General features: G+C 51.8%; 29 protein-coding genes. 13 read left to right on the top strand and 16 right to left on the bottom strand.

The annotated features are described in order from the left end of the window. Position 1 precedes the first annotated feature (1 nt). Together L466_RS11120 and L466_RS11125 are read right to left on the bottom strand one after the other, a co-directional pair. Positions 2-820: an oxidoreductase gene (locus L466_RS11120; protein ID WP_032680853.1), complete on the bottom strand. Its 819-nt coding sequence runs from the start codon at positions 818-820 to the stop codon at positions 2-4. 98 nt (positions 821-918) lie between these two features. Continuing rightward, positions 919-1,698 (bottom strand): SDR family NAD(P)-dependent oxidoreductase, encoded by a 780-nt coding sequence (locus tag L466_RS11125; RefSeq protein ID WP_032680852.1) that lies wholly within the window; start codon positions 1,696-1,698, stop codon positions 919-921. 240 nt (positions 1,699-1,938) lie between these two features. On the opposite strand from L466_RS11125, the gene L466_RS0122490 reads away from it, so the two are divergent. From L466_RS0122490 to uspF, 4 genes are all read left to right on the top strand, one after another. Further along, on the top strand, positions 1,939-2,487 hold the full coding sequence (locus tag L466_RS0122490; protein WP_032681991.1) for a TetR/AcrR family transcriptional regulator: 549 nt from the start codon (positions 1,939-1,941) through the stop codon (positions 2,485-2,487). A gap of 177 nt (positions 2,488-2,664) precedes the next feature. After that, entirely contained in the window at positions 2,665-3,876 is a 1,212-nt protein-coding gene (gene yedE, locus L466_RS11130; protein ID WP_032680851.1) for a selenium metabolism membrane protein YedE/FdhT, read from the top strand. Next, positions 3,873-4,106, top strand: a complete 234-nt coding sequence (gene yedF / locus L466_RS11135; RefSeq protein ID WP_014170428.1) for a sulfurtransferase-like selenium metabolism protein YedF — start codon at positions 3,873-3,875, stop codon at positions 4,104-4,106. Before yedE ends, yedF begins: the two co-directional genes overlap by 4 nt. 140 nt (positions 4,107-4,246) lie before the next feature. Further along, entirely contained in the window at positions 4,247-4,681 is a 435-nt protein-coding gene (gene uspF, locus L466_RS11140; protein ID WP_014170429.1) for a universal stress protein UspF, read from the top strand. A 29-nt stretch (positions 4,682-4,710) separates the two neighbouring features. On the opposite strand, the gene L466_RS0122485 is transcribed toward uspF, so the two are convergent. Beyond that, positions 4,711-5,049 (bottom strand): energy transducer TonB, encoded by a 339-nt coding sequence (locus L466_RS0122485; RefSeq protein WP_080471939.1) that lies wholly within the window; start codon positions 5,047-5,049, stop codon positions 4,711-4,713. 123 nt (positions 5,050-5,172) lie between these two features. On the opposite strand from L466_RS0122485, the gene L466_RS24130 reads away from it, so the two are divergent. Then, on the top strand, positions 5,173-5,379 hold the full coding sequence (locus L466_RS24130) for a hypothetical protein (protein ID WP_306461581.1): 207 nt from the start codon (positions 5,173-5,175) through the stop codon (positions 5,377-5,379). A gap of 216 nt (positions 5,380-5,595) precedes the next feature. On the opposite strand, the gene ompW is transcribed toward L466_RS24130, so the two are convergent. Beyond that, positions 5,596-6,228 (bottom strand): outer membrane protein OmpW, encoded by a 633-nt coding sequence (ompW, locus tag L466_RS11145; protein WP_014170432.1) that lies wholly within the window; start codon positions 6,226-6,228, stop codon positions 5,596-5,598. Positions 6,229-6,510: 282 nt separating this feature from the next. On the opposite strand from ompW, the gene L466_RS0122475 reads away from it, so the two are divergent. The 4 genes from L466_RS0122475 (at position 6,511) to yciA (ending at position 8,776) form a co-directional block, all read left to right on the top strand. Next, complete coding sequence (locus L466_RS0122475) at positions 6,511-6,915, top strand: YkgJ family cysteine cluster protein (RefSeq protein ID WP_032680849.1); 405 nt, start codon at positions 6,511-6,513, stop codon at positions 6,913-6,915. 25 nt (positions 6,916-6,940) lie between these two features. After that, the gene (locus L466_RS11150) at positions 6,941-7,684 is read left to right on the top strand and encodes a YciC family protein (RefSeq protein ID WP_020882388.1); all 744 of its coding nucleotides are present in this window, start codon (positions 6,941-6,943) and stop codon (positions 7,682-7,684) included. 52 nt (positions 7,685-7,736) lie between these two features. Further along, positions 7,737-8,276: a septation protein A gene (locus tag L466_RS11155; RefSeq protein WP_020882387.1), complete on the top strand. Its 540-nt coding sequence runs from the start codon at positions 7,737-7,739 to the stop codon at positions 8,274-8,276. 104 nt (positions 8,277-8,380) lie between these two features. Beyond that, positions 8,381-8,776 (top strand): acyl-CoA thioester hydrolase YciA, encoded by a 396-nt coding sequence (gene yciA / locus L466_RS11160; protein ID WP_014170435.1) that lies wholly within the window; start codon positions 8,381-8,383, stop codon positions 8,774-8,776. 37 nt (positions 8,777-8,813) lie between these two features. Here yciA and tonB read toward each other — a convergent pair whose 3' ends face one another. Then, the gene (gene tonB / locus L466_RS11165) at positions 8,814-9,536 is read right to left on the bottom strand and encodes a TonB system transport protein TonB (protein ID WP_025203933.1); all 723 of its coding nucleotides are present in this window, start codon (positions 9,534-9,536) and stop codon (positions 8,814-8,816) included. Positions 9,537-9,757: 221 nt separating this feature from the next. On the opposite strand from tonB, the gene L466_RS11170 reads away from it, so the two are divergent. Beyond that, positions 9,758-10,054 carry a YciI family protein gene (locus tag L466_RS11170; protein ID WP_014170437.1) on the top strand — a complete coding sequence of 99 codons (297 nt, stop codon included), beginning with the start codon at positions 9,758-9,760 and terminating at the stop codon, positions 10,052-10,054. A 35-nt stretch (positions 10,055-10,089) separates the two neighbouring features. Here L466_RS11170 and leuE read toward each other — a convergent pair whose 3' ends face one another. The 4 genes from leuE to L466_RS23670 form a co-directional block, all read right to left on the bottom strand. Next, positions 10,090-10,725 (bottom strand): leucine efflux protein LeuE, encoded by a 636-nt coding sequence (gene leuE, locus L466_RS11175; protein ID WP_014170438.1) that lies wholly within the window; start codon positions 10,723-10,725, stop codon positions 10,090-10,092. 67 nt (positions 10,726-10,792) lie between these two features. Beyond that, positions 10,793-11,203 (bottom strand): Exc2 family lipoprotein, encoded by a 411-nt coding sequence (locus L466_RS11180; RefSeq protein ID WP_032680848.1) that lies wholly within the window; start codon positions 11,201-11,203, stop codon positions 10,793-10,795. 12 nt (positions 11,204-11,215) lie between these two features. Beyond that, on the bottom strand, positions 11,216-11,344 hold the full coding sequence (locus tag L466_RS24125; protein WP_014170440.1) for a KPN_01571 family protein: 129 nt from the start codon (positions 11,342-11,344) through the stop codon (positions 11,216-11,218). A 116-nt stretch (positions 11,345-11,460) separates the two neighbouring features. After that, positions 11,461-11,634 carry a YciY family protein gene (locus L466_RS23670; RefSeq protein WP_086463573.1) on the bottom strand — a complete coding sequence of 58 codons (174 nt, stop codon included), beginning with the start codon at positions 11,632-11,634 and terminating at the stop codon, positions 11,461-11,463. 144 nt (positions 11,635-11,778) lie between these two features. Here L466_RS23670 and cls point away from each other — a divergent pair, with 144 nt between their 5' ends. Both cls and L466_RS11190 read left to right on the top strand, forming a co-directional pair. Then, positions 11,779-13,239: a cardiolipin synthase gene (cls, locus tag L466_RS11185; RefSeq protein ID WP_014170441.1), complete on the top strand. Its 1,461-nt coding sequence runs from the start codon at positions 11,779-11,781 to the stop codon at positions 13,237-13,239. Between the two features lie 33 nt (positions 13,240-13,272). After that, the gene (locus L466_RS11190) at positions 13,273-13,602 is read left to right on the top strand and encodes an HI1450 family dsDNA-mimic protein (protein WP_006810881.1); all 330 of its coding nucleotides are present in this window, start codon (positions 13,273-13,275) and stop codon (positions 13,600-13,602) included. A 30-nt stretch (positions 13,603-13,632) separates the two neighbouring features. Here L466_RS11190 and L466_RS11195 read toward each other — a convergent pair whose 3' ends face one another. From L466_RS11195 to L466_RS11225, 7 genes are all read right to left on the bottom strand, one after another. Continuing rightward, entirely contained in the window at positions 13,633-14,502 is an 870-nt protein-coding gene (locus L466_RS11195; protein ID WP_032680847.1) for an ion transporter, read from the bottom strand. Between the two features lie 14 nt (positions 14,503-14,516). Then, on the bottom strand, positions 14,517-15,521 hold the full coding sequence (oppF, locus tag L466_RS11200; protein ID WP_014170444.1) for a murein tripeptide/oligopeptide ABC transporter ATP-binding protein OppF: 1,005 nt from the start codon (positions 15,519-15,521) through the stop codon (positions 14,517-14,519). Then, the gene (locus L466_RS11205; protein ID WP_014170445.1) at positions 15,518-16,531 is read right to left on the bottom strand and encodes an ABC transporter ATP-binding protein; all 1,014 of its coding nucleotides are present in this window, start codon (positions 16,529-16,531) and stop codon (positions 15,518-15,520) included. The genes oppF and L466_RS11205 overlap by 4 nt, the downstream gene beginning before the upstream one ends. An 11-nt stretch (positions 16,532-16,542) precedes the next feature. Further along, entirely contained in the window at positions 16,543-17,451 is a 909-nt protein-coding gene (oppC, locus tag L466_RS11210) for an oligopeptide ABC transporter permease OppC (RefSeq protein ID WP_014170446.1), read from the bottom strand. A 14-nt stretch (positions 17,452-17,465) separates the two neighbouring features. After that, positions 17,466-18,386 carry an oligopeptide ABC transporter permease OppB gene (gene oppB / locus L466_RS11215; RefSeq protein ID WP_014170447.1) on the bottom strand — a complete coding sequence of 307 codons (921 nt, stop codon included), beginning with the start codon at positions 18,384-18,386 and terminating at the stop codon, positions 17,466-17,468. Positions 18,387-18,469: 83 nt separating this feature from the next. Then, complete coding sequence (gene oppA, locus L466_RS11220; RefSeq protein ID WP_020882381.1) at positions 18,470-20,101, bottom strand: oligopeptide ABC transporter substrate-binding protein OppA; 1,632 nt, start codon at positions 20,099-20,101, stop codon at positions 18,470-18,472. A gap of 772 nt (positions 20,102-20,873) precedes the next feature. Continuing rightward, positions 20,874-21,521: a YchE family NAAT transporter gene (locus tag L466_RS11225; RefSeq protein WP_014170449.1), complete on the bottom strand. Its 648-nt coding sequence runs from the start codon at positions 21,519-21,521 to the stop codon at positions 20,874-20,876. A 479-nt stretch (positions 21,522-22,000) separates the two neighbouring features. On the opposite strand from L466_RS11225, the gene adhE reads away from it, so the two are divergent. Continuing rightward, the gene (gene adhE, locus L466_RS11230) at positions 22,001-24,679 is read left to right on the top strand and encodes a bifunctional acetaldehyde-CoA/alcohol dehydrogenase (RefSeq protein ID WP_020882380.1); all 2,679 of its coding nucleotides are present in this window, start codon (positions 22,001-22,003) and stop codon (positions 24,677-24,679) included. The last annotated feature ends 45 nt before the right edge of the window (positions 24,680-24,724 follow it).

The raw sequence follows: 24,724 nt of genomic DNA, 5'->3' as shown, positions 1-24,724 counted from the left end.
CTTATTCTTTCGCGTCGAGCTGAAGACTGTTGCGTACCACCTTGTCCAGAAGTGAAGCAGGCGCAAAGCGGCGAATGAAATTCAGTTTCCCCGCCAGCGTGCCCGCCGTATAACGCACCTTAGGCCGTAAAGCCTGGGCAGCCTTTACCACCACATCAGCCACCACTTCCGGACGTTCCGCCTCGTCCATTGCCTTGCTGACGACGTTGTTCAGCTTAGCCCGGAGCGGTTCATATTCTTCTAGCTTCGCGTCAGGTTCTATATTGTTTACGTCGAACTGTGTCTTTGTATAGGCCGGCTCGATCACGGAAACCCTGATACCCTGTGTGCGCAGTTCATGGTCCAGCGCGCCCGTATACCCTTCAACCGCATGCTTACTGGCTGCATACAGTGCCACGTAAGGTAGCGGGACAATCCCTAATATCGAACCAATGTTGATGATGCGCCCACTGCCCTGACGGCGCATGTGCGGGATCACTGCCCGCGTCATTCTGACCAGGCCAAGAAAGTTGGTGTCGAAAATACGCCTGGCCTGATCAATCGAACTTTCTTCCGCGGCCGCAGGAGCAACCCCAAAGCCCGCATTATTCACCAGCAAATCTATCCGCCCTTCCAGGTGCAGTAACGCCTCAATGGCGGCGCTCACGGACGCATCGTCCGTCACATCAAGCGTTAATAACGCAAAGGGATGTGTGCCTGCCTGCACAGCGCGCCGGCTGGTGCCATAGACCGTATACCCCGCGGCCAGCAGTTTTTTAGCCGACGCCTCACCGATCCCCGAAGAAGCTCCGGTCACCAGTGCTACACGTTTTTTTGTCATTCTCACTACGCTCTCTTGATGGAGTCCTGCTCACCCTGCAGCGCAACAACACGCTGCAGGGAAACAACGCGGCATAGGGTTATGCCGAATCCCCGTGGCTACACTGTGTACCGTTCTGCCGCTTTAGCCTGATTGATATCCGCCAGCAGAGCCTGACGCGCCGTCTCCAGGTCATCCCAGTGGGCAGCATTTTGTAAAGGAGGGATGGTGACGAGTTCGCGACGATCAAAGCCGGCCAGGGCTGCGTCAACTAACTGACCCACTTCCATCATCTCGGGCGCCTTACTGATATCAATACCTGCACGTTCCCAGATTTCGGTGTAAGTGCCAGCCGGAAGTACCACCTGGACGTAAACGCCCGCGGAGGACAGCTCAAGATGCAATCCCTGCGACAGGAAAAGCACAAAGGCTTTGGTTGCACCGTAAACCGTCATGGCAAATTCCGGGGCGAGCCCAACGACGGAGCTGATATTGACGATTGCGCCTTCTCCGGTTTTGACAAACCGTGGCGCCGCGGCACGAGCAAGCCTCGTCAGCGCAGTGACGTTCAGGGCGATAAGACGCTCAATTGCCTCAGGCGTCTGGCCGGCAAAATTGCCCGACTGTGCCATGCCCGCGTTGTTAATCAGCACCCCTATTTTTTCGTCTTCACGAAGACGAGCTTCCACCGTCGCTAAATCCGCTGCCTGAGTGAGGTCGGCTGGCAGAACATCAACAGAAACGCCCTTCTCCTGTCGCAGACGCTCGGCGAGCGCGTCTAATTTTGTTTTATCGCGGGCAACCAGAACCAGGTCATGTCCACGGCTCGCAAATCTTTGCGCATAAACAGCACCAATACCCGTCGATGCACCTGTAATGAGAACTGAAGTTTTCGTCATATGTGATCTTCTTTATTAAATGTTGAACAGAATCTGCACTGTTCGATGCAGGTAAATCCGGGGATATGTCCGGCTCTCTTTGCTGATCTCAGTCAGACTGACGGAGCGCGCATACCTCTGCGAAGCGCCGTCGGGAACATGGATTTAATGATGATGATCATAATCTATAAAGTCAACTGGTTTGATTATGATCATCATCAATGTATAATTGAGCCTTGTTTTGTATGGGGGCGGGAAAGCATGAAAGTGTCAAAAGAGCAGGTTCGGGAAAACCGGATGCGCATTGTTGAAACGGCATCAGAACTTTTTCGTGAGCGCGGCTATGACGGCGTGGGCGTGGCGGAGCTGATGTCTGCGGCGGGTTTAACCCACGGCGGGTTTTATAAGCACTTTGGTTCAAAGGCTGACCTGATGTCAGAAGCCATGAACTGTGGTTTTGTACACGCCGCGGAAAACCTGGCGGGTGTTGACCGAGAAAAATTCATTGAATATTACCTCTCCCGACAGCATCGCGATGATATGGCCAGGGGTTGTGTGATGTCAGCCCTGGGCACCGACACCGCCCGTCAGTCCGAGTCCATCAAAGAGACATTTGCAGCCGGGGTTGAACGTCAGCTGGCAATGTTAAGTGACGAAAATGTCTCACGTGCTGACCTGATAGACACCTTTGCACATCTTGTCGGGGCTCTGGTGTTGTCCCGTGCCTGCCCGGATAATTCTGCGCTCGCTGACGAAATTCTGGATGTCTGCCGCTCGCGTATTCTGCGTGAGGAGCCGCGAAAAGAGTGAATATTTTGCAGCCGGGTGAGTGATTGCCAGGAGATATCAGGAAGATTTGATGACGGAGGTCATAAAAAAGGTAGGTATTTTTGAGAAAAGTTTTGGAGAGGTTTTGGAGAAAGAAAAAAAGTTATATATTCCAGCCCGTTAAATCCAAATATACCTTCTGAGTTCAGAGGCTTACTCATGTCATGGCAATACTTCAAACAGACTTACCTGGTTAAGTTCTGGTCACCTGTACCCGCGGTTATCGCAGCGGGGATCCTGTCTACTTACTACTTCGGCATTACCGGTACGTTCTGGGCTGTAACCGGCGAGTTTACCCGTTGGGGTGGACAGCTGCTGCAGCTTGCGGGCGTGCATGCTGAAGAGTGGGGTTACTTTAAGCTCATTCATCTGGAAGGCACTCCGCTGACCCGCATCGACGGGATGATGATCATCGGCATGTTCGGCGGCTGTTTTGCCGCCGCGCTGTGGGCAAACAACGTTAAGCTGAGAATGCCAAAAAGTCGGATCCGTATCGTACAGGCGGTCATCGGCGGCATGATTGCCGGTTTCGGTGCGCGCCTGGCGATGGGCTGTAACCTTGCCGCCTTCTTTACCGGTATCCCACAGTTTTCGCTACATGCCTGGTTCTTTGCCGTCGCTACCGCCATCGGTTCTTACTTTGGCGCAAAATTTACCCTTTTGCCGCTATTCCGTATTCCCGTCAGGATGGTCAAGGTCAGCGCCGCATCGCCGCTGACGCAAAAACCGGCTCAGGCACACCGTCGTTTCCGCCTGGGGATGCTGGTCTTTTTCGCCATGGTGGCATGGGCACTGTGTACAGCGCTCAATCAACCTAAACTGGGTCTGGCAATGCTGTTTGGCGTGGGCTTTGGTTTGCTTATTGAACGCGCGCAGATCTGCTTTACTTCAGCGTTTCGCGATATGTGGATCACCGGGCGAACAATGATGGCAAAAGCGATTATTGCCGGAATGGCGGTGAGTGCTATCGGCATCTTCAGCTATGTTCAGTTAGGTGTTGAACCGAAAATCATGTGGGCTGGCCCGAATGCGGTGATTGGCGGCCTGCTGTTTGGCTTCGGGATTGTGCTGGCTGGCGGTTGTGAAACCGGCTGGATGTACCGCGCCGTTGAAGGTCAGGTGCATTACTGGTGGGTTGGTCTGGGGAACGTGCTCGGGTCAACTCTCCTCGCGTACTACTGGGATTCCCTTTCTCCTGTCCTCGCGACGAACTGGGATAAGGTCAACCTGCTCAGCACGTTCGGCCCACTCGGTGGCCTGTTGGTGACGTACGCCCTGCTGCTGGCCGCTTTTTTACTGGTGATTGCGCAGGAGAAACGATTCTTCCGCCGTGCCGCTGTCAAAAATGAAACGCAGGAGAATGCCGCATGAAAGAGATCGTGCCTGACTATCGTCTGGATATGGTGGGAGAACCCTGCCCTTATCCCGCTGTCGCTACGCTGGAAGCCCTGCCTCAGCTCAGGAAAGGGGAAATTCTGGAGGTGGTGAGCGACTGCCCGCAGTCTATCAACAATATTCCTCTGGATGCTAAAAACCACGGTTACACCGTGCTGGACATTCAACAGGATGGGCCAACCATTCGTTATTTGATACAGAAATAATCCCGCCACAGACGCTCCTTAACCGGGGCGTCTCCTGCCCCAAAAATCCGCCTTACGTCCCACTTTGGCGGTAAATACAGTCCCCTGTTCTCCCTCGGAACTACACTTAAAGTGGATAAAAAACAAACAGGAGGTGTGGCATGTTTGCGTCAATTCTCGTTCCTGTCGATATTTCAGAGCGTCGCCTGACCGAACAGGTGATTCCCTATGTTCAGGCGAACGCAGCAATCAGTAACGGCAAAGTGCATTTTCTGACTGTCGTTCCTTCTTTCCCCTACTATTCCTCTCTTGGTCTGGCCTATTCCGTTGAGATGCCAAAACTGGAAGAAATGCAGCAGGAGGCGCTGGCGAAATTGAATGAGATCGTTACGCAGTTCAATTTACCGGCCGACCGCATTCAGACCCACGCCATTTCTGGCACGCCTAAAGATCAGATCCTGAAACTGGCTGAGAGTATCAATGCAGACCTGATAATTATTGCGTCTCATCGACCTGATATTTCGACCTATCTGTTAGGCTCTAACGCTGCGGTCGTCGTGCGCCACGCAAAATGCCCGGTGCTGGTGGTGCGTTAGCGTGCCTGCGAGGAAAGATAAGCCCCGGACTATCGGGGCTTATTTACTGTGAAAGTGACCGTTTCTGTTTGACGGCTTTTATTCGGTGATAAACACCATATTTGCACGGCACGCACCGTTTCGCGTTCAAACACCCCTTCAGGCTGTGCAGAGACAATACGTATATCGTGTGGATGACCATCGTCGCCCACAGAAAAAGAGACAACAACGTTACCCTCAATGCCCAGCGCCTGTGCCTTTACGGGCATGGCAGGGAAAGGCTTATTCGTTATTCCATTGCACGGTTTCTGCGCCGGTTCAGGTTGCATGGGCTGTTGATGGCAGCCAGAAATGAGCGTAACCGCAGTCGCAATAATTATTCTTTTCAATATTATGTCCTGTAAAATTTAACATCTCGCTTTTCGAGAACAGTATATTGCGGCATCTGGCATTAATCTCCTCCCAACCCCGATAGCCTGCTTGCGGAATAACTTTCATAAATGGACTTTCTCATGAATCAAATTCTTCCGTCAGTGTGTATTACTGCTGTGCTTGCCGGATGTGTTCCCCTTCCCCCTAAACGCTGTCACAAACAACGTGCCCCCGATGCCTGTACTTATAAGCATTCCGGTAAAGTCTCGGATAACAATATCCACGGGCTACAGGCCTGCGCCATTGAGCAATCACTGGACGCCGCACTGACCGATCCTCACGCATGAAGCGGTAAGCGGTGCAACCTGCACCTCGACTTAGGAATGGTGTGAATAGGTTATGGTCAGGCGTTGGCTGACGGGGCTAAACGGGCAGTATTTCCGCCGTTTACGGTTCAGCATGTATTTGATGAGATGAGTACAGCACGCTGGAATATGGAGGGGCAACCTTAATCGCCCCCCGAAGCAAGACTGGCCATAACCAGGCCAGTCTCAGGGGATAAATCAGAAACGATAACCCGCGGAGAACATAAACACCCACGGATCGAGGCGAGTGCTGATACTTTGCTGTTCACCGCCCGCTTTAAAGCGAACGTCGGTATCAATGTCCATGTACCAGACCGAGGCGTTAATTAACCAGTCACGGTTAATCAGATAATCCAGCCCCACCTGCCCCGCAACACCCCACGAGTCTTTCAGGCTGAGATCGGTAAGCCCGGCTTCTTTACCGGTATCGTTAAATTTCTCGTCGAAGAAGGTGGTGTAGTTCACCCCTGCGCCAATATACGGACGCACCTTACTGTTAGCATCACCAAAGTACCACTGCGCCATCAGTGTTGGCGGTAAATGGTGCACCGTCGCGATATCCCCGGTTGGCCCTAAACCGACGCGATGACGGAATGGCGTTGCTGCCAGAAGCTCAACACCAATGTTCTCCGTCGCCATATACGTAAAGGTCAAACCGAGCTGGGTATTGTTGCTGACGTTAAAACCGCCCATACCCAGAACGCTATCAGAGCCTTCTGTTGGACGCACCGTTGCCGAACCGGCACGAATAAAGAATTCACCTGCTTCATGCGCATACGCGCCGCCAGAGAGACTGCTTAATACAAGGGCTGCCACCGCTAATTTTTTCATATCCGCTCCATCGTTGTGGTTTTAGTCGCGGAGGAGAATATACTCACAAATGAGTAATAAGTGATCTGCTACAGATCACATTAAAACCAGTAAGTTAACATTCATTGATCTGGGTTAATTTTTGGTGACACACCGTAAAGCAATAAGTTGTCGTCAGGTCAATTTCTGGCATTTCGGCGTTACAAAATTTTCTCTTTTCACCCTCTTGCTCTTCCTCTCGCGGCTGGATAATTTAGCGCTCTCACAAGTTGATTTGATGCGTTCTTCTTTTGCAGGTGTGCCATGAGTGATGTTAACCCGTGCATGACGTGCGGAGCCTGTTGTGCGTATTTTCGAGTCTCTTTCTACTGGGCCGAAGCCAGCGATGGCGGCGGTACCGTTCCGGTTCATCTCACTGAACCGTTAACGCCTTTTCTGCGCTGCATGAGCGGCACCAACCAAAAACCGTGCCGATGCGCTGCGCTTCAAGGTGAACCTGGGGTGTCCACCCGGTGCTCTATCTACGAGCACCGCCCCAGCCCGTGCCGGGAATTTTCCATGTCAGGTGAGGATGGGCAGGTCAATGAAGCCTGTAATCGTGCCCGTGCGCGCTTTGGATTACCGCCGCTTTACAAAGATATGCTTTTCCATACAAGCCTTGATGCTGCCACGACAGTGTTATCCGGTGTACAATTGCCGGCTAATTAACACCTGCAATACTCAAGGAGAGTGCATGTCTATCACGGCGAAGTCTGTCTACCGTGACACGGGAAACTTTTTCCGCAATCAGTTCTTAACCTTTTTATTGATCGCGTTGCTATGCGCCTTCATTACAGTGGTGCTTGGCCATGCGTTCTCGCCAAGTGACGAACAGATTGCCAGCCTGAGCCAGGGCGACAACCTTGCAGATAGCGTGGGGTTGTTTGAACTGGTACAAAACATGACGCCGGAGCAGCAACAAATCCTGCTGCGGGCTTCCGCTGCTTCGACATTCTCTGGTCTTATCGGCAATGCGATTCTGGCAGGTGGCGTTCTGCTGATGATTCAGCTGGTTTCCGCCGGTCAGCGCGTCAGCGCCCTGCGGGCGATTGGTGCCAGCGCGCCGGTATTACCGAAGCTGTTTATCCTCATCTTTTTAACCACCATGCTGGTGCAAATGGGGATTATGCTGGTCGTCGTGCCGGGTGTATTACTGGCTATCGTGCTCTCTTTCGCGCCGGTAATGGTCGTGCAGGATAAACTGGGGATCTTTACCGCGATGCGCAGCAGCATCCGGCTCGCCTGGGCAAATATACGCCTGGTGGCACCGGCTGTTATCGGCTGGCTGTTAGCGAAAACGCTCCTGCTGCTGTTTGCCCCGAATTTTGCGGTACTCACGCCAAATGTTGGCGCGGTGGTGGCAAATACGCTGAGCAACCTCATTTCAGCGGTACTGCTGGTCTATCTGTTCCGCCTGTATATGTTAATTCGTCAGTAATCCTGTGGCCGGAAACGTCAGCCCGGCCCTACACAGAAGATGGAATCACAGAATGAAGCAGTTTCTTGATTTTTTACCGCTCGTGGTCTTTTTCGCTTTCTACAAGCTGTATGACATTTATGCCGCCACGACTGCACTGATCGTGGCCACAGCGGTTGTGCTGATCTATAGCTGGGTTCGCTACCGTAAAGTTGAAAAAATGGCGCTGGTGACCTTCGTCCTGGTCGCGGTGTTTGGTGGACTCACTCTGTTCTTCCACAACGATGAATTCATCAAATGGAAAGTCACGGTGATTTACGCTCTGTTTGCGGGTGCGTTACTGATTAGCCAGTGGGTGATGAAGAAGCCGCTGATCCAGCGCATGCTGGGCAAAGAGCTGACGCTGCCTCAGGAAGTGTGGTCCCGACTGAATATCGCCTGGGCGATCTTCTTTATTCTCTGTGGTCTTGCCAATATCTATATTGCTTTCTGGCTGCCGCAGAATATCTGGGTCAACTTCAAGGTCTTTGGCCTGACGGCTCTGACGCTCATCTTCACGCTGTTAAGTGGCGTTTATATCTATCGCCACATGCCACAGGACGACCAGCACTGATCGTTCACCGACCAGAACGTGTGCAGCAGGCGTTCTGGTCTATTCTCTCCAGCCTGAAATCATAGTAGCATCCCGCCTGAAGTCTTCAGTTACGAGTTAAAACAATGACAACAAATAACGCCCCTCAGGGCGAACTGGTTTTACGCACACTGGCAATGCCCGCTGACACCAATGCCAATGGCGATATTTTTGGCGGCTGGCTGATGTCGCAAATGGATATGGGCGGCGCTATTCTGGCAAAAGAGATTGCACATGGCCGGGTAGTGACGGTGAGAGTGGATGGCATGACCTTCCTGCGCCCGGTTGCAGTGGGTGATGTGGTTTGCTGCTACGCGCGTTGCGTAAAACGTGGCAATACCTCCATCTCCATTAACATCGAAGTGTGGGTGAAAAAGGTCTCGTCCGAACCCATTGGACAGCGTTATAAAGCGACAGAAGCGCTGTTTATTTATGTGGCCGTGGACAACGAAGGTAAACCCCGACCGCTTCCTCAGGCCTGATTGCCCGGTAAAAAAAGCCTCCTTGCGGAGGCTTTTTTTATTCCATCTGTGCCCCGCCATTCAGGCGGAATACAATATTCACGATCAGTCCGTTGCCCGGTTTACCGGCTTCATAACGCCATCTGCGCATCGCCGTTTTCACTTCTCTCTCGAACATATTAGACGGCTGCGCGGACAGTATTTCCACGTTCTCAACACGCCCTTCCGGCGTAACATCGAATTTCACCCGTACACGGCCCTCAATACGTAATGCCTGAGCACGAGCCGGATACTGCGGCTGATTACGGCTGACCGCACGCGGTCCCGCAGGTGCGGTGACTGTCGGTTTGGCTGTCGTCGTGGTGTTATTCATCACCGGACGCGAAGGTGCTGCGTTTTCTACCGTCTGCGTGGCGCGGGGTTCAACCGGACGCGTTTCGCGTTTTGGACGTTCTTCTACCTTCTTCACCGGTTTTGGCTTCGGCTTAGGTTTCGGCTTCGGCTCGGGTTTGTGGATCACCACCGGAGCTTCTTTTGGCGGTTCCGGCACAGGTTCAGGTTCGGGTTCCGGTTCGGCGACGGGCTGTGGCGGCGGAGGCGCAACCTGCGGCGGTTCGAGATCCGCTGGCGAGACCATCGTCACAGAAATAGGCTGTGCGGGCGCTGGCATTTCAACAACCTGATGAACCGAGGTATAAAGCAAACCCGCCACAACAGCACCGTGAATAACGACAGAAAGCAGCGTCGGCCAGGGAAAGCGGCGAGGTAAATCAAGGGTCATCGAAGTCATAATCATCAACGTTAAAAAACCGAACACTGATTTTAAATGCAAATAGCAATCATATTCAATAAGACACTTTGTCCTGGCGCAATTTAAGCGCAAGAGAGGCCAAAAAAGGCGCATTCAGATCAGGGTTTTAACATTGTTTTTATCTTTACATTGCAGTCAGTTGCCCTTTCACATAACGTTACTGACACTTTTAATGGTTAAGGAGCTTCACCGTGCTTTACGTGATTTACTCTGAAGATGTCGCTGATTCCCTCGAAAAACGCCAGTCCGTTCGCCCTGCCCATCTGGCGCGTTTACAACTGCTCCAGGATGAAGGTCGATTACTGACCGCGGGTCCAATGCCTGCGGTAGACAGCAATGACCCTGGCGCTGCCGGTTTCGCGGGCTCCACGGTGATTGCCGAGTTTGAATCCCTGGAAGCGGCTCAGGCCTGGGCTGATGCAGACCCGTACGTTGCCGCAGGTGTCTATGCGAAGGTGACGGTTCGCCCGTACAAGAAAGTGTTTTGATACAAAAGTGGCTCCGAAAGGAGCCACTCATCTCTTCAGTGCAGTGACGCTAAGCGCGCCGCAAATCCGACAAACAGCAGCCCAATCAGCCCGTTCCCTAGCTTTGCCAGTTTCTTTTTGGTTTTCAGATAACGCGTGACAAACGCACCAGAGAAGATCAGGAAGCTCATATACATAAAGCTAATCAGCTCCAGCGTGGTCGCGAGGATCAGGAAAGACGTGCCCGTGTTTTTCGCATTCACATCGATGAATTGCACAAAGAACGAGACATAGAACAAAATAGCCTTCGGATTCGTCAGGCTCAGCACCAGCGAGCGTTTCATGATCATGCTCGCAGGCTCGGTTCCGCTCTCATGGCTATTCTTCTGACGGGTGATGACTGACCAGAGCATTTTGCCGCCGAGCCACAGGAGATAGAAAGCACCGAGGTAGCGCACAATATTAAACAGAACCGGGGTCGTCTGGATTAATGCTGCGACGCCCGCCCAGGCCAGAAACATCAGCACTGCATCGCCGATAAATACGCCAGTGGCGGCGAGATACCCTTTTTTAACACCGTGCCCAATACCGGTTTTCAGTACAAACAATGTGTTCGGTCCAGGCACCAGCACGATAAAAAATGCCCCTACAACATAGGTCCAGAAATTAAGTACACCAAACTCCGCAAACACCTCTCCCTCCTTTTGCTAAAAAACGACGGGAATATCGCTGCAAATACGATATCCTCAAAATCAGACGCTATTGTACGCCGTTATAGCCATCAAGATAAGTCGCAGACAGTTCGTTACCAAATAAAACAGCGTCCTTCTCTTCCATTTGAGACGTCCATTTATCCGCGGTATTACCGTCGAAAGCATGCTCCGTTTTCGCCTGATTCTTCAGTTGATCGCGAATGCTTTGGGCGTACTGGTTTGCCTCAGACAGTGTGCGTCCTGCAGCGCGATCGGTTTTCCCCTGCTCATACAGCTCACGGAACTGAGGGACATTCAGACGATAATTTTGCGATACACTTGACGTAAAATTGCCGCCAGTAAAATTGGTTTTATGCGACACGAAATAATAAGCATGCCTTTCCGGTGACGTTTTACTGCTGGCACAACCGCTCAACACGGCAATCCCAAGAAGGGCAGCAACCACTTTTCCGTTCATCTCTTTTCCTTTTTAGTTTATCCAGTGCGATATCCCGCTGAGCAGTAAATTAATCAACGCGGATAATGACGATAATCCTGCGTTTTCCCTGATCGCATCCAGCGCAAGCAGCACAATAAATACCCAGAGATAAGGATTCATCTTTGAAATGCATAAGATTAAGAGGGCGGAGTATATCGCGGAATGAATCGGGGCAGAGACTGCGAAAAATGATAGCCTGAAAATCAGTGGGCACCTTAACGGTGCCCTGATGGTTCTCAGATAACCTGTGTAGCGAACAGCAACGCGTTACGGTGTCTGGTCATTCCACATTTTCTGATGGCGTGTATACGCATATTGCGGCGGGATTGTGCTTCCAGCCAACGAGCCTTGCGACGACTCACCTGTCGCAACATGCGCCAGCGCCCTACTTCTGTTCTACTGCGCTTCATGTTTACAACTCTTTCTCTAACAGAATCCCCATTATAAACCCAACCCCGCAGCAAACCAGCGCTTTTAACTGGCGTTTTTATTTGCCAGATGATTCCTGATGCGTACACTCATAACAATACGCTTTCAAAAGGATTTTTTTACCTATGACAACCTTCTACACCGTGGTGAGTTGGCTGGTCATTCTGGGATACTGGCTGTTAATCGCGGGTGTGACTTTGCGCATCCTGATGAAGCGCAGAGCCGTACCCTCTGCCATGGCCTGGCTGCTGATAATCTACATCCTGCCGCTGGTGGGGATTATTGCCTATCTCTCTTTCGGTGAGCTTCATCTGGGTAAACGCCGTGCCGAGCGTGCCCGTGCCATGTGGCCTTCAACCGCCAAATGGCTCAACGATCTCAAAGCCTGCAAACATATCTTTGCCGAGGAGAACAGCAGTGTTGCCTCCTCGCTGTTTAAGCTGTGCGAACTCCGTCAGGGTATTGGCGGCGTTAAGGGCAACCAGCTCCAGTTGCTGACCTCCTCGGATGACGTCATGCAGGCCCTCATCCGCGATATTCAACTGGCTCGCCATAATATCGAGATGGTGTTCTATATCTGGCAGCCTGGCGGCATGGCCGATCAGGTTGCTGAATCGCTGATGGCCGCTGCGCGTCGGGGCATTCATTGCCGCCTGTTGCTGGACTCCGCTGGCAGCGTCGCCTTCTTCCGTAGCCCCTGGGCGGGCATGATGCGTAATGCCGGTATTGAAGTGGTTGAGGCGCTGAAGGTCAATCTCTTGCGTGTGTTTCTGCGCCGGATGGACCTTCGCCAGCACCGTAAAATGATCATGATCGACAACTATATTGCCTATACCGGCAGCATGAACATGGTTGACCCGCGGTTCTTCAAGCAGGACTCGGGTGTCGGGCAATGGGTAGACCTGATGGCGAGAATGGAGGGGCCCATTGCCACCTCGATGGGCATCGTTTATTCCTGCGACTGGGAGATAGAAACCGGGAAACGTATCCTGCCGCCACCACCGGATGGCAATATCATGCCATTTGAAGAGGCCAGCGGGCACACCATCCATACTATCGCTTCCGGACCGGGCTTCCCGGAGGACCTGATCCATCAGGCGTTGCTGACGGCCACTTACGCAGCGCGTGAATATTTGATCATGACCACCCCCTACTTTGTTCCCAGCGATGACCTGCTGCACGCCATCTGTACCGCGGCACAGCGCGGTGTCGATGTGAGTATCATCTTGCCACGCAAAAATGACTCGCTTCTGGTGGGCTGGGCCAGCCGGGCATTCTTCAGTGAACTGCTGGCAGCGGGGGTAAAAATCTACCAGTTTGAAGGCGGATTACTCCACACCAAGAGCGTGCTTGTCGACGGCGAGTTAAGTCTGGTGGGTACGGTTAACCTGGATATGCGCAGTCTGTGGCTGAACTTTGAAATCACGCTGGTGATCGATGATGCCGGCTTTGGCGGCGATCTGGCCGCGGTCCAGGATGATTATATCTCCCGCTCGCGACTGCTGGATGCCAGACTGTGGGTTAAACGCCCGCTGTGGCAGAGAATTACCGAACGACTGTTTTACTTCTTTAGTCCGTTGCTGTAAAACGTGCCCAACGATGTTAAACAGGTAGTCATCATGGAAATGGATCTGAACAATCGCCTGACCGAAGACGAAACGCTCGAACAGGCCTATGACATTTTTCTCGAACTGGCGGTTGATAACCTCGATCCCGCAGACGTGATCCTCTTTAATCTCCAGTTTGAAGAGCGCGGGGGCGCCGAGTTGTTCGACCCTTCTGAAGACTGGGCTGAACATGTGGATTTCGACCTTAATCCTGACTTCTTTGCCGAAGTGGTGATTGGCCTGGCCGATGAAGATGGCGGTGAAATTAACGACATCTTCGCCCGCGTCCTGCTGTGTCGCGAGAAAGACCACAAGCTGTGTCATATTCTCTGGCGCGAATAATAAAAAGGCTGCGATTGCAGCCTTTTTTATTTAATCCGGTAACTCACTTCCGCACTGATTACAAAACCGCGCGCTGTGTTCATGTTCACCCTTGTGACATTTCGGGCATTTTCGTTGCGCCTTACGGTCCTGAAAGGCGCTGCTCATGTGCGTAGTAATGAGCCCTGTCGGGACCGCAATCACCGAATAACCAATCAGAATCAGTACCGAGGCGACAATCCGTCCCAGCGGAGTGTGAGGGGCTATATCACCATAGCCAACGGTTGTGACGGTCACAATCGCCCAATAAACAGAAGCATTCAGCGTTGAGAAGCCATTCTTCGGCCCTTCTATCAAATACATCAACGCGCCGAATATCACCATGACGATGGCAATAAATGAGTAGAACAGGATCAGTTGATGCCGCGCGCTGACGATGGCACTCCAGAATATCCGCAATGACGGCATAAACCGCAGCAGTTTAAGAATGCGTAACACCCGAATAACGCGCATCGCTCGCCAGGCAAAAACATAGCTCAGACTGATTTCCGGCCATAGCCACATGACATAGAGCGGCAGGATCGTGGCTAAATCAATAAATCCCCAGAAGCTGAAGACATATTTGGCCGGGTCAGGCCAACAGAATACCCGCAGGAAATATTCAGCGGTAAAGACCAGCGTAATGACCAGCTCCAGCCAGACAAAAAGATGCCATTCTTCCAGCGTCAGGTGATACTGCGTTCCGACGCCCGATTCGATAAAAATGATCACCACGCTGAGCAGCGCAAACAGGGCGCAGAGGGCTTCAAAACGCCGTCCGGTTACCGTTTCAGGATCGAATAAAAGATGATAGAGCCGCCGACGGACGGAGGTGAATAATCGCGACACATTAACCTCGCAAATAATAAGGGCTGACATCATGTCAGCCCTTGCGATTATAACGGGTCTACTTTCAGGCAGGAAACCGCATGTCGGAAACTGCCCTCCAGAACCGGACGTGTTTTTGCACATTCCGGCCCGGCCATCGGGCATCGCGTACGGAATACACAACCGGACGGTGGGTTAATCGGGGACGGTAATTCTCCTTCCAGAAGCTGGATGGTTTTATTTTTTTCCAGATCCGGATCGGGAATCGGTACCGCAGACATCAGTGCCCGGGTATAGGGATGCAGTGGGTTATGGTACACCTCATCGTAAGTCCCTAATTCCACCGCATGGCCCAGATACATCACCAGTACGCGGTCAGAAATGTGTTTCACCACCGCGAGATCATGCGCAATGAAGATCAGCGACAACCCCATTTCACGCTGCAGTTTCTGCAGCAGGTTAACCACCTGCGCCTGAATAGAGACGTCCAGCGCCGAGACGGGCTCGTCACAGATAATCAGCTTCGGCTCAAGGATCAAGGCGCGGGCGATACCGATACGCTGGCACTGACCACCGGAGAATTCGTGCGGGTAACGGTTGACGAGGTTAGGCAACAAGCCCACTTTCATCATCATTGCCTTCACACGGTCGCGTACTTCCTGACGCGGCATCTTTGGATGATAGGTCCGCAGTGGCTCAGCAATGATCTCCCCGATGGTCATACGCGGGTTCAATGAGGCCAGCGGATCCTGGAAAATCATCTGGATGTCGCTACGCACATCGCGCCACTCGTCTGGCTTCATGCCCAGCAGATCTTTACCCAGCCAGGCAACTTTGCCGTCGGTGGCTTTCACGAGGCCTATGATGGCACGCGCAAATGTGGATTTACCGCAACCGGACTCACCCACCACACCCAGGGTTTCCCCTTCATACAGACGAAGCGTTACGCCATCGACCGCTTTCAGGGTTTTCGGCGGCTGCCAGAACCACTGTTTTCCGTCTTTAATGTCGAAATGCACCTTAAGGTCAGCAATTTCGAGCAGGACATTTCTTTTTTCATCTAATGCGTTCATACCAGATCCTCCTGCGGCTTAAAGCAGGCGCGCAGACGGCCTGGTGCAAACTCTTCCAGCGGCGGCGCGGTATTGCAGATTTCCATCGCGTGCGGGCAGCGTGGCTGGAACGGACAGCCTTTCGGCAGACGCAGCAGGTTTGGCGGGTTGCCAGGGATGGTCAGCAGGGATTCCCCTTCTGCATCGAGGCGCGGCACCGCATTCAGCAGACCAATGGAGTAAGGGTGTGCAGGCTGGTAGAACACGTCGCGCGCCTTACCATATTCCATGGTGCGACCGGCATACATCACCAGTACCTTGTCACAGATACCGGCCACTACGCCCAGATCGTGAGTGATCATGATAATCGCGGTGTTGAACTCACGCTTAAGCTCGTTCAGCAGCGTCATGATCTGTGCCTGGACGGTCACATCAAGCGCGGTGGTCGGTTCATCGGCAATCAGCAGTTTTGGCCGGCACATCAGCGCCATCGCAATCATGACACGCTGACGCATACCGCCGGAGAACTCATGCGGGAACATGCGCATACGCTTGCGCGCTTCCGGCATTTTCACCGCGTCGAGCATTTTGACGGACTCCTCAAAGGCTTCTGCTTTGCCCAGGCCTTTGTGCAGCATCAGCACTTCCATCAGCTGCTCGCCGACACGCATATACGGGTTCAGCGAGGTCATCGGGTCCTGGAATATCATCGAAATCTGCTCAGCGCGCAGCTTGTTCAGCTCGTATTCCGGCAGGTTGAGGATCTCACGCCCGTTGAATTTGGCGGAACCGCCAATGACACCGTTAGACGCCAGCAGCCCCATCAACGCAAAGGCGGTTTGGGATTTACCGGAACCCGACTCGCCCACGATCCCCAGCGTTTCACCCGCACGCAGGTTGAAGTTGAGATCGTTCACGGCGGTCACATCGCCATCCGGCGTTTTAAAGGTCACGCGGAGGTCTTTTACGTCCAGCAGAAGGTTACCCTGCTGTTGCGCCTGTGGCGCAGTGGCCGTTTCAATAATCGTCATGACGGCGCTCCTTAACGGTCTTTCGGGTCGAGGGCATCACGCAGGCCATCGCCGATAAAGTTGAAACAAAACAGGGTGACGACCAGGAAGCCCGCCGGGTACAGAAGCAACCACGGTGAGACTTCCATTGAGTTTGCACCATCACTCAGAAGCGCGCCCCAGCTGCTCAGTGGCTCTTGTGTACCCAGACCCAGGAAGCTCAGGAAAGATTCAAACAGGATCATGCTTGGTACCAGCAGCGAGGCATATACCACCACCACGCCGAGCACGTTAGGAACGATATGGCGAACCACAATATTACCGGTGGAGACACCGCCCACCTGCGCCGCTTCGATAAACTCTTTACGCTTAAGACTCAGCGTCTGACCACGAACGATTCGCGCCATATCCAGCCAGGACACCATCCCGATTGCCACGAAGATCAACAGGATATTCTGGCCAAAGAAGGTCACCAGCAGGATAACGAAGAACATGAACGGGAAGGAGTTTAAGATTTCCAGCATACGCATCATGACGGAGTCCACTTTACCGCCAAGGTAGCCTGAGAGTGAGCCGTAAAGCGTACCCACGATCACCGCCACCAGGGCGGCAGCAATACCGACCATCAGCGAAATGCGGCCACCGATAGCGACACGCACCAGCAGGTCGCGCCCTGAGGAATCCGTACCAAAATAGTGCCCGGACGTCATATCGGGTGCGCTGGACATCATGCCCCAGTCGGTGTCGAAATAGGTAAATTGCGACAGAATCGGCGCCAGGGTGACAAACAGCGCGATGAGCACCAGAACAACCAGGCTGGCGACCGCGGCGCGGTTATGCATAAAGCGACGACGGGCGTCTTGCCAGAGGCTACGACCTTCTACTTCCAGTTTTTCACTGAAGTTTTCCAGCGCCTCGCTGTTTTTCTTACTCAACATCATGGCGTGCTCCAGTATCAGTAACGGATTTTCGGGTCGATAACGGCATACAGCACATCGACGATAGCGTTAAACAAAATGGTCAGTGCGCCGACAAGGATTGTCAGGCTCAGTACCAGTGAATAGTCGCGGTTCAGCGCGCCATTAACGAACAGCTGACCAATGCCCGGCAGACCGTAGATGGTTTCGATAACCATTGAGCCGGTGATGATCCCAACGAATGCCGGCCCCAGGTAGGAGAGCACGGGCAGGAGCGCAGGCTTGAGCGCATGGCGGAATATAATCCGGCGCATCGGCAGCCCTTTCGCACGCGCGGTACGGATGAAGTTCGAGTGCAGGACTTCAATCATGGAACCGCGGGTGATACGCGCGATACTGGCGATATAAGCCAGGGAGAGAGCCACCATTGGCAAAATCATGAACTTCAGCGCCCCACCGTTCCAGCCGCCCCCGGGCAGCCATTTCAGCGTAATGGCAAATATCATCACCAGTAATGGCGCGACAACGAAGCTGGGTATAACCACCCCGGTCATCGCCACCCCCATTACGGTATAATCCCATTTGGTGTTTTGTTTGAGCGCGGCAATAACGCCCGCGGTGACGCCGAGAACGACGGCAAGGATGAATGCCGCAGCACCCAGTTTCGCCGATACAGGGAAGCTGGACGCCACCAGGTCGTTAACGGAATAGTCTTTGTATTTGAATGACGGCCCAAAATCACCGTGCGCCAGTTGCTTCAGATAGTTGAAGTACTGCGTGGAGATAGGATCGTTTAAATGATACTTCGCTTCGATATTGGCCATCACTTCCGGTGGCAGCGTACGTTCACCGGTAAATGGACTTCCCGGCGCGAGACGCATCATAAAGAAGGAAATCGTAATTAGAATAAATAACGTTGGTATCGCTTCTAAGCAGCGACGCAGGATAAATTTCAACATTGCCCGTACCTTCTGGCGTGTGCCTGATGAATGTTACAAAGTAGACACAGTGGGGCAAGCCAGGCCTGCCCCACGTATTGCCATTAATGCTTGATAATATAAAGATTCTTAACGGAAATATTATCCAACGGGTCTTTACCGGTATAACCCCCTACCCACGGTTTCACCAGGCGGGCGTTAACGTAGTAATAGACCGGTACAATTGCAGAGTCTTTATCGAGCTGCTCTTCTGATTTCGCGTACAGATCAGCGCGCTGCGCATCGTCTGTGACTTTCAGCGTATCAGTAATGATCTTATCGAATGCCGGGCTCTTATAGTGCGCGGTGTTATTCGAACTGTCACTCAGCATGGTGTTCAGGAAGGATGTTGGTTCGTTATAGTCCGCACACCAGCCGGCACGCGCCACGTCGAACGTCCCCTGATGGCGGGTATCCAGGAAGGTTTTCCATTCCTGGTTTTCCAGCTTCACGTTCACGCCCAGGTTTTTCTTCCAGATAGACGCGACGGCGATAGCCAGTTTTTTATGCAGGTCAGACGTGTTGTACAGCAGGTTAAACGTCAGCGGCTTGTCAGCAGTATAACCGGCTTCAGCCAACAGTTTTTTCGCTTCTTCGTTACGTTTTTCCTGTGACCACTTGAACCACTCAGGCTCAACCAGTTTCATACCGTCGGTATAAGGAGGGGTATAGCTGTATGCCGGCAGGTCGCCCTGGTTTTTCACTTTGTTCACGATAATATCGCGATCCAGTGCCAGCTTCAGCGCTGTACGCACGCGCACATCGGTGAAAGGTGCTTTCTGGTTGTTGATTTCGTAGTAATAAGTGCAGAGATACGGATCAACATGCACTTCTTTCGGGATCTCTTTTTTCAGCTTCTGGAACAGTTCAATCGGCATGTTGTTATAGGTCATGTCGATTTCGCCGCTGCGGTAACGGTTAACGTCAGTAACTTCAGAAGAGATTGGCAGGTAGGTTACCTGATTAATGACGGTTTTCGCGTTATCCCAGTACTGCGGGTTACGCTCCAGAACCATACGTTCGTTGACCACCCAGTCTTTCAGTTTATAAGCACCGTTGGTCACGATATTGGCAGGCTGGGTCCATTTTTCACCAAATTTTTCCACCGCGGATTTTGGTACCGGGGAAACGGACGGGTGAACCAGTAATTTGTAGAAGTACGGAACAGGCTCGCTCAACGTCACTTCAAAGGTATTGGCATCAATCGCTTTTACACCCAGGTCGGTGACCGGTTTTTTACCGGCGATGATGTCATCAATATTGGCGATGTGGCCATATTGCAGGTAGCTCGCATACGGAGAGGCGGTGGTTGGATTCGCCAGACGCTGCCAGCTATACACGAAATCTTCGGCGGTAACCGGCGTACCGTCGGACCATTTCGCATCTTTACGCAGATGGAAGGTCCAGACTTTGAAATCTTTATTTTCCCATTTTTCCGCCACACCCGGTGCCGGGTGGCCGTCTACGTCGGTCACCAGCAAGCCTTCGAACAGGTCGCGGTTGACGTTAGACTCCGGAACACCTTCAATTTTGTGCGGGTCAAGTGACTGAACTTCCGCACCGTTGTTACGAACCAGCGTCTGTTTCTCAGCCAGTTGAACGCCTGCAGGAACGTCCGCAGCCATTGCAGCGTTGCCCGCGATTAGCGCAGTTAAAATCCCCGCCGCTACCAGATTTTTTTTTGTGATGATGGACATTGTGTTGGTACTCCACTCATTATAATTACTGGCCTTCGCCAGCTGTGTAATCCCCTGTTGGGGCCTGTACAGCGCAGGAGTTTTTTTTGCTGCTGTCAGGTTCTTCTTTTTACTTCTTGCTATCACCGACTTTTTTATTACTGACCGCTCGTATGGCCGTCTTGCGTCGATTCTTCACAGGTCTCCCCTGTCTGAGGCCTGTGCTGGATATCTGAGAAGAGGACTATATGAAAATAATTCTCATCTGCTTGTTTTATGCTGCAAAATATTAGGCCGGAAAGTATCAAATGGCGTAAACGCGCGCCAATACATTTTGCAAATTTGTTAAGCAATTCTCTTTTACGGTGAGTGCCGTATCTCGGGGGGCAGCCCTGCCTGACATCAAATACCGCATAAACACATTGGTATTCAATATGATAGAGAAAACATTCTCTACAAGCGCGTCGCTGCGCTATCATCGAGTGGTTTTGTACAAAAATTTAACAACTGATTATTATTTAGCACATTCCTCTAGGGGAACGTTGAAATTACTAATATCATTTCGGTTATGACTCAGCAAGCCCCAGAGTATCATGTGAGTAAAATAACAGATCGATTGAAGGTTTTATGCGCAGAGAGGCACGAGGTAAATTGATAACTTATTGAAATATAAGAAAAGCGGATTATTAGTAGAATTTATTATGATATGTGAGCATTTCAACTTTAGTTATATGATTTGCTGATAATCACGTAAAAAAACGGAGCCTCAGGCCCCGTTCTTTCATTTGAAATATTAGTGCAGTAAGCCGGGGAAAATGCTTTTAATACCGGTGACAATAAATTCGATGCCTAACGCCATCAACAACAGGCCCATAATACGCGTAATGACGTTGATGCCCGTTTGCCCCAGCCAGCGCACCAGCCAGGGTGCCATGCGGAAAACACCCCAACAACACAGTGCGAAGATAGCGATGGCGACAGAAAAGCCAATCAGGTGCATCAGGCTATGGTAACGTGTCCCCCAGACAATGGTGGAACTGATCGCCCCTGGCCCTGCCATTAAAGGCAACGCAAGCGGGACCACGCCGATACTTTCGCGAATGGCGGTTTCTGATTTCTCCTGTTTGTTCTGCTTATCCTCACCCAGCTTACCGCTGATCATCGACATGGCAATGGTCACCACCAGGATGCCACCCGCGATGCGGAAAGAATCAATTGAAATGCCGAACAGCTGGAGAATGGCATCACCCAGGAAAAGCGAGGTGAGCAAGATAATGGCCACTGACAGGTTAGCGGTGAGGTTGGTTTTGTTCCTGGCCGCCGCCGTCTGGTAACTGGTCATACTAATGAAGACAGGGATGATCCCTACCGGGTTGACCAGGGCAAACAGACCAATAAAAAATTTAAAATACGTTGGAAAATCAAAGAGCGTTTGGATCACGTTTTGCTCCGCTTATGCACATGCCCGGGACTGACACTTTGTCATGAAAAATCGCGCTGAAGATACGCTTTTTATGAGCATACTTCACCAGAAATCTGTGCCTAAACGTTATCCTTTCAGGATGTTAAACAGATGTAGAATCAGTGATAGCATCACTTCCAATAGTTACTTAATTATTTAACACTGGAAATATCTACAATAAATAACCCTGCTGAAAGGTATCAGCTTGGGGAAAAATTGACGCAGATCATGATTTTCGTACTCAGAAGTGAGTAATCTTGATTACGCCCCCCAGGAAGGTCACCTGTCACAAAGGGATGATGTTAAGGTAAGGCTCTTTTAGTAAGTTAGCGCGCCAGAGCATAAAGTAACTCTTTGTTTTACTTTATCTAACGCAAGTCGTAGTGGCTCTGTCTATACTGTCAGACGTATCGAGCGCTGGTTTACTAAAAGAGTTTAAACATTATCAGGAGAGCATTATGGCTGTTACTAATATCGCTGAACTGAACGCACTCGTCGAGCGCGTGAAAAAAGCCCAGCGTGAATACGCCAATTTCACCCAAGAACAGGTTGATAAAATCTTCCGCGCGGCCGCTCTGGCTGCTGCAGATGCTCGAATCCCTCTCGCTAAAATGGCCGTTGCTGAATCCGGCATGGGTATCGTTGAAGATAAAGTGATCAAAAACCACTTTGCTTCAGAGTATATCTATAACGCCTATAAAGATGAGAAGACTTGCGGCGTCCTGGCTGAAGATCATACCTTCGGTACCATCACCATTGCTGAACCTATCGGTATTATTTGCGGTATCGTTCCAACGACTAACCCAACGTCTACTGCCATCTTCAAATCGCTGATCAGTCTGAAGACCCGTAACGCAATCATCTTCTCCCCTCACCCACGTGCTAAAGATGCCACCAACAAAGCAGCGGATATCGTGCTGCAGGCTGCTATCGCTGCGGGTGCGCCAAAAGATCTGATCGGCTGGATCGACCAACCGTCTGTTGAACTGTCTAACGCCCTGATGCACCACCCGGACATTAACCTGATCCTGGCAACCGGTGGTCCTGGCATGGTTAAAGCAGCATACAGCTCCGGTAAACCGGCTATTGGTGTAGGTGCGGGTAACACGCCTGTTGTTATCGACGAAACGGCCGATATTAAACGTGCTGTTGCATCTGTACTGATGTCTAAAACCTTCGACAACGGTGTTATCTGTGCGTCTGAACAGTCCGTTGTTGTTGTAGATTCCGTCTATGATGCGGTTCGCGAACGTTTCGCCAGCCACGGCGGCTACATGCTGCAGGGCAAAGAGCTGAAAGCCGTTCAGGATATCATTCTGAAAAACGGCGCGCTGAACGCCGCCATCGTTGGTCAGCCAGCCTATAAAATCGCTGAACTCGCCGGCTTTACCGTTCCGGCAACCACCAAGATTCTGATCGGCGAAGTTAAAGTTGTCGACGAAAGCGAACCGTTCGCTCACGAAAAACTCTCGCCTACGCTTGCTATGTACCGTGCGAAAGATTTCGAAGACGCGGTAGTAAAAGCGGAGAAACTGGTTGCAATGGGGGGTATCGGTCATACCTCTTGCCTGTACACCGACCAGGATAACCAGCCAGAGCGCGTTGCTCACTTCGGTCAGATGATGAAAACTGCGCGCATCCTGATTAACACCCCGGCTTCTCAGGGTGGTATCGGTGACCTGTACAACTTCAAACTCGCACCTTCCCTGACTCTGGGTTGTGGTTCCTGGGGTGGTAACTCCATCTCTGAAAACGTTGGTCCAAAACACCTGATCAACAAGAAAACCGTTGCTAAGCGAGCTGAAAACATGTTGTGGCACAAACTTCCGAAATCTATCTACTTCCGCCGTGGCTCTCTGCCAATCGCGCTGGATGAAGTGATTACTGATGGCCACAAACGTGCGCTCATCGTGACTGACCGTTTCCTGTTCAACAACGGCTACGCAGACCAGATCACTTCTGTTCTGAAAGCGGCTGGCGTTGAAACTGAAGTGTTCTTTGAAGTTGAAGCTGACCCAACCCTGACCGTAGTACGTAAAGGTGCTGAACTGGCGAACTCCTTCAAACCCGATGTGATCATCGCACTGGGTGGTGGTTCCCCAATGGACGCCGCGAAAATCATGTGGGTTATGTACGAGCACCCAGAAACACACTTCGAAGAACTGGCGCTGCGCTTTATGGACATCCGTAAACGTATCTACAAGTTCCCGAAAATGGGCGTAAAAGCGAAAATGATCGCCGTTACCACCACTTCCGGTACAGGTTCAGAAGTCACGCCGTTTGCTGTTGTAACCGACGATGCAACCGGTCAGAAATACCCACTGGCTGACTACGCGCTGACGCCAGATATGGCTATCGTTGATGCCAACCTGGTCATGGAAATGCCGAAATCACTCTGTGCGTTCGGTGGTCTGGATGCAGTGACTCACGCCCTGGAAGCTTACGTTTCCGTACTGGCCTCTGAGTTCTCTGACGGTCAGGCTCTGCAGGCTCTGAAACTGCTGAAAGAAAACCTGCCAGCGTCTTATAATGAAGGGTCTAAAAACCCGGTTGCCCGTGAACGTGTTCACAGTGCAGCAACCATCGCCGGTATCGCGTTTGCTAACGCCTTCCTGGGTGTTTGCCACTCAATGGCACACAAACTGGGTTCACAGTTCCACATTCCTCACGGTCTGGCGAACGCCCTGTTGATCAGCAACGTTATCCGTTATAACGCGAACGACAACCCAACCAAGCAGACTGCTTTCAGCCAGTACGACCGTCCACAGGCACGTCGTCGTTACGCTGAAATCGCAGACCACCTGGGTCTGAGCGCACCGGGCGACCGTACTGCGGCGAAGATTGAGAAACTGCTGGCATGGCTGGAAAGCCTTAAAGCTGAGCTGGGTATTCCTAAATCGATCCGTGAAGCGGGCGTTCAGGAAGCTGACTTCCTTGCGCATGTTGATAAGCTGTCTGAAGATGCATTCGATGACCAGTGTACCGGTGCTAACCCGCGCTACCCGCTGATCTCTGAGCTGAAACAGATCCTGCTGGATACCTTCTACGGCCGCGAGTTCAAAGAAAATGACACTGTTGCTGTGAAAGCCGACGCACCTGTCATTAAAGCTGACAAGAAAGCGAAGAAAAACGCGTAACTGACAGCCTGATAAAAAACCCGCCTCTGGCGGGTTTTTTTATGT

The organism is Enterobacter sp. BIDMC 30, assembly GCF_000534355.1.
Taxonomy (GTDB): domain Bacteria; phylum Pseudomonadota; class Gammaproteobacteria; order Enterobacterales; family Enterobacteriaceae; genus Enterobacter; species Enterobacter ludwigii.
The sequence above is the reverse complement of the archived record's forward strand: the minus strand, read 5'-3'. Positions and strand labels throughout refer to the sequence as shown.